Origin of the sequence: Geodermatophilus maliterrae (assembly GCF_041018925.1) — a bacterium.
Taxonomy (GTDB): domain Bacteria; phylum Actinomycetota; class Actinomycetes; order Mycobacteriales; family Geodermatophilaceae; genus Geodermatophilus; species Geodermatophilus maliterrae.
The window spans coordinates 69,461-76,240 of the sequence record NZ_JBFNXQ010000011.1 but is presented as its reverse complement, the minus strand read 5'-3'; the positions used below and the strand labels follow the sequence as shown (position 1 = coordinate 76,240).

Annotated in this window: 5 protein-coding genes; all 5 read left to right on the top strand. The window is 74.2% G+C overall.

Annotation, left to right across the window (positions count from 1 at the left end; all coding sequences use genetic code 11):
- Positions 1 to 14: 14 nt before the first annotated feature.
- The 5 genes from ABQ292_RS06035 to ABQ292_RS06015 all read left to right on the top strand — a co-directional run bounded on the left by ABQ292_RS06035 (position 15) and on the right by ABQ292_RS06015 (position 6,732).
- Complete coding sequence (locus tag ABQ292_RS06035) at positions 15 to 1,316, top strand: MFS transporter (protein ID WP_369204270.1); 1,302 nt, start codon at positions 15 to 17, stop codon at positions 1,314 to 1,316.
- Between the two features lie 229 nt (positions 1,317 to 1,545).
- Complete coding sequence (locus tag ABQ292_RS06030; RefSeq protein ID WP_369204266.1) at positions 1,546 to 2,058, top strand: (2Fe-2S)-binding protein; 513 nt, start codon at positions 1,546 to 1,548, stop codon at positions 2,056 to 2,058.
- Positions 2,055 to 4,553: a xanthine dehydrogenase family protein molybdopterin-binding subunit gene (locus ABQ292_RS06025; protein WP_369204264.1), complete on the top strand. Its 2,499-nt coding sequence runs from the start codon at positions 2,055 to 2,057 to the stop codon at positions 4,551 to 4,553. Before ABQ292_RS06030 ends, ABQ292_RS06025 begins: the two co-directional genes overlap by 4 nt.
- Before the next feature lie 28 nt (positions 4,554 to 4,581).
- Entirely contained in the window at positions 4,582 to 5,439 is an 858-nt protein-coding gene (locus tag ABQ292_RS06020; protein ID WP_369204262.1) for an FAD binding domain-containing protein, read from the top strand.
- Between the two features lie 198 nt (positions 5,440 to 5,637).
- Positions 5,638 to 6,732 carry an SRPBCC domain-containing protein gene (locus ABQ292_RS06015; protein ID WP_369204260.1) on the top strand — a complete coding sequence of 365 codons (1,095 nt, stop codon included), beginning with the start codon at positions 5,638 to 5,640 and terminating at the stop codon, positions 6,730 to 6,732.
- Positions 6,733 to 6,780 lie beyond the last annotated feature (48 nt).

Sequence of the window (6,780 nt, the reverse complement as noted above, 5' to 3'; positions counted from 1 at the left end):
GCGCCGGGCCCCCCGTGGCTGACCCGCGGCCCGGCCGCGACCCGCCGGGCGGGGAATGTGCCCCGCCCCCGGAGCCTTGGCACGGCTACGTGACCGTCCGCACCGCCGCCCAGCCCGCTCCCCGGACCGCGTCCCTCGGGACGCCGCGGGTGGCGGTCGCTCTGGTGGCGCTCGCGCTGGGCGGCTTCGCGATCGGCACCACCGAGTTCGTCACCATGGGGCTGCTGCCCGACATCGCGGCCGGCGTCGGCGTCGACATCCCCACCGCGGGCCACGTCATCTCCGCCTACGCACTCGGCGTCGTCGTCGGCGCCCCGGTCATCGCCGCGCTCGGTGCCCGGCTGCCGCGCCGCGGGCTGCTCGTCGGCCTCATGGCCGCCTTCCTGGCCGGCAACGTGCTCAGCGCGCTGGCTCCCGGGTCGACGACGCTGCTGCTGGCCCGCTTCGTCAGCGGCCTGCCGCACGGAGCCTACTTCGGCGTCGCCTCGCTGGTCGCCGCCGCGCTGGTGCCCTCGGCGCTGCGCGGGCGGGCGGTCGGCTCGGTCATGCTCGGGCTGGCCGCGGCCACCCTCGCCGGCGTCCCCGCCGCCACCTGGCTGGGCCAGACCCTCGGCTGGCGGGCGGCCTACTGGGCCGTGGTCGTCCTCGCCGCCCTGACCGTCGCCGCGGTGCTCGCCGTCGTCCCGCGCACGCCCCGGCACCCCGATGCCGGCATCCGCACCGAGCTCGGGGCGCTGCGCCGCCCGCAGGTGCTGCTCACGCTCGTGGTGGCCACCGTCGGGTTCGGCGGCATGTTCGCCGTCTACAGCTACATCGCGCCGATCACCACCGACGTCGCCGGGCTCTCGCGGGGCGCGGTGCCGTGGGTGCTGCTGGCCTTCGGCGTCGGCGGGTTCGCCGGCACCGCGCTCGGCGGGCGGCTGGCCGACCGCGCGCTGTTCCGCTCCCTGGTCGGGGCGATGGTCGCGGTCCTGGTCCTGCTGCTGCTGGTCGGCCCGGCGGCCTCGGCCGGCCCGACGCTGTTCGCCTCGGTGTTCCTGCTGGCGATGAGCGCCTCGGTGCTCGTCGTCTGCCTGCAGCTGCGGCTCATGGAGGTCGCCGGCGACGCGCAGATGCTCGGCGCCGCGCTCAACCACTCCGCGCTCAACGCGGCCAACGCGCTCGGCGCCTGGCTGGGCGGCGTGGTCATCGCCGCGGGGTACGGCTACACCGCCCCGAGCCTGGTCGGCGCCGTGCTGGCGGTCCTCGGGCTGGTCGCGCTGGCCGCCTCCGCGGGGCTGCGGCGGCGCGAGCTGCGGGGGGTCCCGGCCGCCTGACCCGGCCGCGGTGCTGCAACGAGGCTGCAACCTCTGCCCTGCGGTACGACACGCCGGTACCGGATCCGCGTCTGCGGAACCTGCACTCACCCACTTTCCGCACCTGCGGGTGGAGAGGTGGGGTCGTCACAGGTAAGCGTGGCCTAAGTCACTCCCGCGTTGACAGACTCCGCCCGAGAGCGTCCGCACGGCCGGGCGCGTCAGCCCCCTGCAACGGAGCGGAGGATCCATGACACAGGTCAGCATGCGGGTCGACGGCGTGAGCTACACCGACGACGTCGAACCCCGGACGCTGCTGGTCCACCACCTGCGCGAGCAGCTGGGCAAGGTCGGCACCGTCGTCGGATGCGACACCAGCAACTGCGGCGCCTGCACCGTCCACCTCGACGGGCAGGCCGTGAAGTCCTGCACCGTCCTGGCCGTCCAGGCCGACGGCGCGGAGGTCACCACCATCGAGGGCATCGCCGGCCAGGGAGCTCCCGGTGCCGCGCTGCACCCGGTCCAGAAGGCCTTCCACGAGATGCACGGCCTGCAGTGCGGCTACTGCACACCAGGGATGATCATGGCCTCGATCGACCTGCTGAACGAGAACCCGAACCCGAGCGAGGCCGAGATCCGCGAGGGCATCGAGGGCAACCTCTGCCGCTGTACCGGCTACCAGAACATCGTCCGCGCGGTCCAGCAGGCCGCGGGTGAGATGTCGGGCGCCGCCACCACGGACACGCTGGGAGCGCAGGCATGACCGTCACCGAGGACCCGGCCACCCAGGCCACCGCACCGGAGAAGGAGATCGGCAGGGCGCGCCTCCGCAAGGAGGACGCCCGCCTCATCACCGGCCGCACCACCTGGACCGACAACATGGTCCTGCCCGGGATGCTGCACCTGTCCGTGGTGCGCAGCCCCGTCGCGCACGCCCGCATCACCAACGTCGACGTCTCCGCGGCCGCCGACGCCCCCGGCATCGTCGCCGTCCTCACCGGTCGCGACCTCGCGGACGAGCAGGGCTCCATCCCCTGCGCCTGGCCGGTGACGCCGGACATGGTCAACCCCGGCCACCCGTCGATCGCCGTCGACCAGGTCAACCACGTGGGCGAGGCGGTGGCGGTCATCATCGGCCGCTCGCGCACCGCCGCCGCCGACGCCGTGGAGCTCGTCGACGTCGACTACGACCTGCTGCCACCGGTGCTCGACATGGAGGAGGCCGTCCGCGAGGGCGCCGACCTCGTGCACGAGTCGGCCGGCACGAACACCAGCTACCACTTCGTCTTCGACGCGGGCGAGGCCGGCACCGGCACCGACACCGATCAGGCGTTCGCCGACGCCGAGGTCGTCGTCAGCCGGCGGTTCATCAACCAGCGGCTGATCCCGGCGTTCATGGAGCCGCGCTCGGTCGTCGTCCAGCCGCAGGGCGACAACTACACGATGTGGTCGGCCACCCAGGTGCCGCACATCCTGCGCGTCATGCTCGCCTCGGTCACCGGCGTGCCCGAGCACAAGCTGCGGGTCATCGCCCCCGACGTGGGCGGCGGCTTCGGCGGGAAGCTGCAGGTCAACCCCGAGGAGGTCCTCGCCCTCCTGATCGCGCGCCGCCTCGGCAAGCCGGTCAAGTGGACCGAGACCCGCAGCGAGTCGCTGATGACCGCCCACCACGGCCGCGACCAGATCCAGTACATCGACGTCGCCGCCGACCGCGAGGGCAACGTCAAGGGGCTGCGCGTGCGGCTGCTCGCCGACATGGGCGCCTACCTGCGGCTGATCACACCCGGCGTCCCGGCTCTGGGCGCCTTCATGTTCCCCGGCATCTACAAGTTCCCGGCCTACCGCTTCGAGTGCGACGGCGTCTTCACCAACAAGGTGCCCACGGACGCCTACCGCGGCGCCGGCCGGCCCGAGGCGACCTTCGCCGTCGAGCGGATCATGGACGAGCTCGCCGTCGAGCTCGGCATGGACCCGCTCGAGCTGCGCCGCAGGAACTGGATCCAGGCCCAGGAGTTCCCCTTCACCACGGTGGCGGGCCTGGAGTACGACAGCGGCGACTACGACACCGCGACGCAGCAGGCCCTCGAGCTCGTCGGCTACGACGAGCTGCGCGAGGAGCAGCGCCGCCGCCGGGAGTCGGGCGACCCCGTGCAGCTGGGCATCGGTTTCTCCACCTTCACCGAGATGTGCGGCCTGGCCCCCTCCCGGGTGCTCGGCTCGCTGTCCTTCGGGGCCGGCGGCTGGGAGCACGCCTCCATCCGGATGCTGCCCACCGGCAAGGTCGAGGTGGTCACCGGCTCGACGCCACACGGCCAGGGCCACGAGACGGCCTGGAGCCAGCTGGTCGCCGACTCGCTCGGCGTGCCGTTCGAGGACGTCGAGGTGCTGCACGGCGACACCGCGATCGCCACGCGGGGTCTGGACACCTACGGCTCGCGCTCGCTGGTCGTCGGCGGCACCGCGGTGGTCAAGGCCGCCGACAAGGTGATCGCCAAGGCCCGCAAGGTCGCCGCGCACCTGCTCGAGGCGAGCGAGGACGACCTCGACTTCACCGGCGGCCGGTTCAGCGTCCGCGGGACGCCGGGGACCGGCATGAGCATCCAGGAGGTCGCGCTCGCCGTCTTCGCCGCGCACGACTACCCGGAGGACGTCGAGCCCTCGATCGACGCCGACGCGACCTTCGACCCGGTGAACTTCTCCTTCCCCCACGGCACGCACATCTGCGCCATGGAGGTCGACACCGACACCGGGTTCGTCAAGATCCGCAAGTACGCCTGCGTCGACGACGTCGGCACGATCGTCAACCCGATCATCGTCGAGGGGCAGGTCCACGGCGGGCTGGCGCAGGGCATCGCGCAGGCGCTGTACGAGGAGGCCGTCTACGACGCCGACGGCAACCTCACCACCGGCACCTTCGTCGACTACCTGGTGCCCTCGGCCGCCGACCTGCCGCACTTCGACACGGGCAACACCGTGCACGTGGCGCCCGGCAACCCGATCGGCGCCAAGGGCGTGGGCGAGGCCGGTTGCATCGCCAGCACGCCGGCGGTGGTGAACGCCGCGCTCGACGCCGTCCGGCACCTCGGGGTGAGCGACATCCGCATGCCGCTGACGCCCGAGCGGGTCTGGCGGGCGATCCACCAGGGTGGCGACGGCGGGGACCGGGCCACGGCCGGGTCCAACGCCTACGGCGGCGCCCAGACCGAGACCACCGCCGGTGTCTCGACCCCCGCTTCGTCCCTCGGAGGTGACCGGTGATCCGCCGGAACGACTTTGGAGTGCAGCCATGATCCCCGCACCGTTCGACTACGTCCGGCCCACCACGGTCGACGAGGCGCTGCAGGCGGTCGCCGCCGGCGGCGAGGACGTCAAGATCATGGCCGGTGGCCAGTCGCTGATCCCGGTCATGCGGCTGCGGCTGGCCGCGCCCGAGACGGTCGTCGACCTCGGCGGCGTCGCCGAGCTCAAGGGCGTGCGGGAGGAGGGCGAGCACCTGGTCATCGGCGCGATGACCACGCACGCCGAGGTGATCGCCGACCCGCTGATCGCGCGGTACGCCAAGCTGATCGCCGAGGCGACCGAGACGGTGGCCGACCGGCAGACCCGCCGGCGCGGCACCTTCGGCGGGGCGCTCGCCCACGCCGACCCCGCGGGCGACCTGGCGGCGGTGGCCCTGGCGCTGGACGCCGAGATGGTCGTCGCGGGCCCGTCCGGGCGGCGCACGGTGCCCGCGTCGGAGTTCTTCGTCGACTACCTCACGACCTCCCTCGACGAGGGGGAGATCCTGGTCGAGATCCGGGTGCCCAAGCTCGCCGGCGACTGGGGGGTGCGCTACGAGAAGTTCAACCGCGTGGCGCAGGCCTGGTCGATCGTCGCCGTGGCGGCCGCCGTCCGGCGGGAGGACGGGCACATCGCCGAGGCGCGGATCGGGCTGACCAACATGGGTCCGACGCCGCTGCGCGCATCGGCCACCGAGGCGGCCCTCGCCGGGGCCCCCGCGACGGCCGACGCGATCGCGACCGCGGCCCGGTCGGCCGCGGAGGGCACCAGCCCGAGCAGTGACCTCAACGCCCAGGCCGACTACCGCGAGCACCTCGCGCAGGTGCTCACCCGCCGGGCGGTCACCGCCGCCGCCGGGTTGTAGCTTGACGAAGGACCCCCTCGCCCCCAAGGCACTCGCAAGCTCGTGCTGGGTCCCTGCGGGGGGGCCGTTCCAGTACGTCACCAGGCTCGGGGCGGTGCCCGGGACGGGGCCCTGCCCGGCACCGCCCGTCCCTCCCTCGGCCGGCCCGCCCCTCGGGGCGGACCGGCCGAGGCGTCATCCCACCCCGGAGGTCGCACCGTGCAGCTGGAGAACTCGTTCACCGTCCCCGTGCCCGTCGACGAGGCCTGGCGGGTGCTCCTCGACATCGAGCGGATCGCCCCGTGCATGCCCGGAGCGGCGCTGGACTCGGTCGAGGGGGACTCCTTCACCGGCCGGGTCAAGGTCAAGCTCGGCCCGATCAACCTGACCTACCAGGGCAAGGCGTCCTTCGTGGAGAAGGACGAGGCCGCCCACCGGGCCGTCATCGACGGCCGCGGCAAGGACCAGCGCGGCAACGGCACCGCGGCCGCGCTCATCACCGCGCAGCTCAAGGGCGAGGGTGACACCACGCGCGTCGACGTCCTCACCGACCTCAACATCACCGGCCGCCCGGCCCAGTTCGGCCGCGGCGTCATGACCGACGTCGGCAACAAGCTGCTCGGCCAGTTCGCCGACAAGCTCGCCGCCCAGCTGGGTGAGGGCGACGCGCAGGGCGACGCGGCGCGGGCCGACGCGGCGCGGGCCGACGCCCCCGGCTCGGTCACGGCGACCGCCACCGGTGTCGCCGAGGAGGTCGCCGCCTCCGTCGAGCAGACGCCGGGCGACAACGCCGTCGCCGAGGCCGTGCGCAAGGCCGGGACGGCCGCGAAGGAGGCCGCGGCGTCGGCCACCGACAAGGCCACCGGCAAGGCCACGGAGGAGCCGGCCGCGACGGCCGCTGGACCGGCGGCGCCCGACACCCGGCCGGTGACCGCGGTCGCCGGGGCGACCGACACCGTCTCGATCCCCGCGGTGGGCGCCACCGACACCGCTCCGGTCCCGGTCGTGGGTGACGCTGCCCTGGCCGCCGGCGACACCGCCCCGGCGGCGACCGACACGGCGCCGGTCACGCCCGTCGGTGGCACACCGAGCACCCCGCCGTCCGGGCCCTCGGCACCGCCGACCCGGCCGGCCACGGGCGCGCCGCCGCGCAGCACCCCGCGGCCGGTGCGGCAGCCGGCCGAGGAGCCCGAGCCGATCGACCTGCTCGAGGTGGCCGGCGGCGCGGCGATGGCCCGCTTCGCCGCTCCCGCCGCCGGGGTGGCGGCGCTGCTGCTGCTGATCACGCTCGTCATCCGGCGCCGCCGCCGCTGAGGCCGGCCCTCGAGTCGATCATCGGACGCGTGCACGGCCGGCCGGCGT

Bases quoted from the DNA above. Each gene is read 5' to 3' on its own strand.
- ABQ292_RS06030 (WP_369204266.1), top strand. From the start codon at position 1,546: ATGACACAGGTCAGCATGCGGGTCGACGGCGTGAGCTACACCGACGAC.
- ABQ292_RS06025 (WP_369204264.1), top strand. From the start codon at position 2,055: ATGACCGTCACCGAGGACCCGGCCACCCAGGCCACCGCACCGGAGAAG.
- ABQ292_RS06020 (WP_369204262.1), top strand. From the start codon at position 4,582: ATGATCCCCGCACCGTTCGACTACGTCCGGCCCACCACGGTCGACGAG.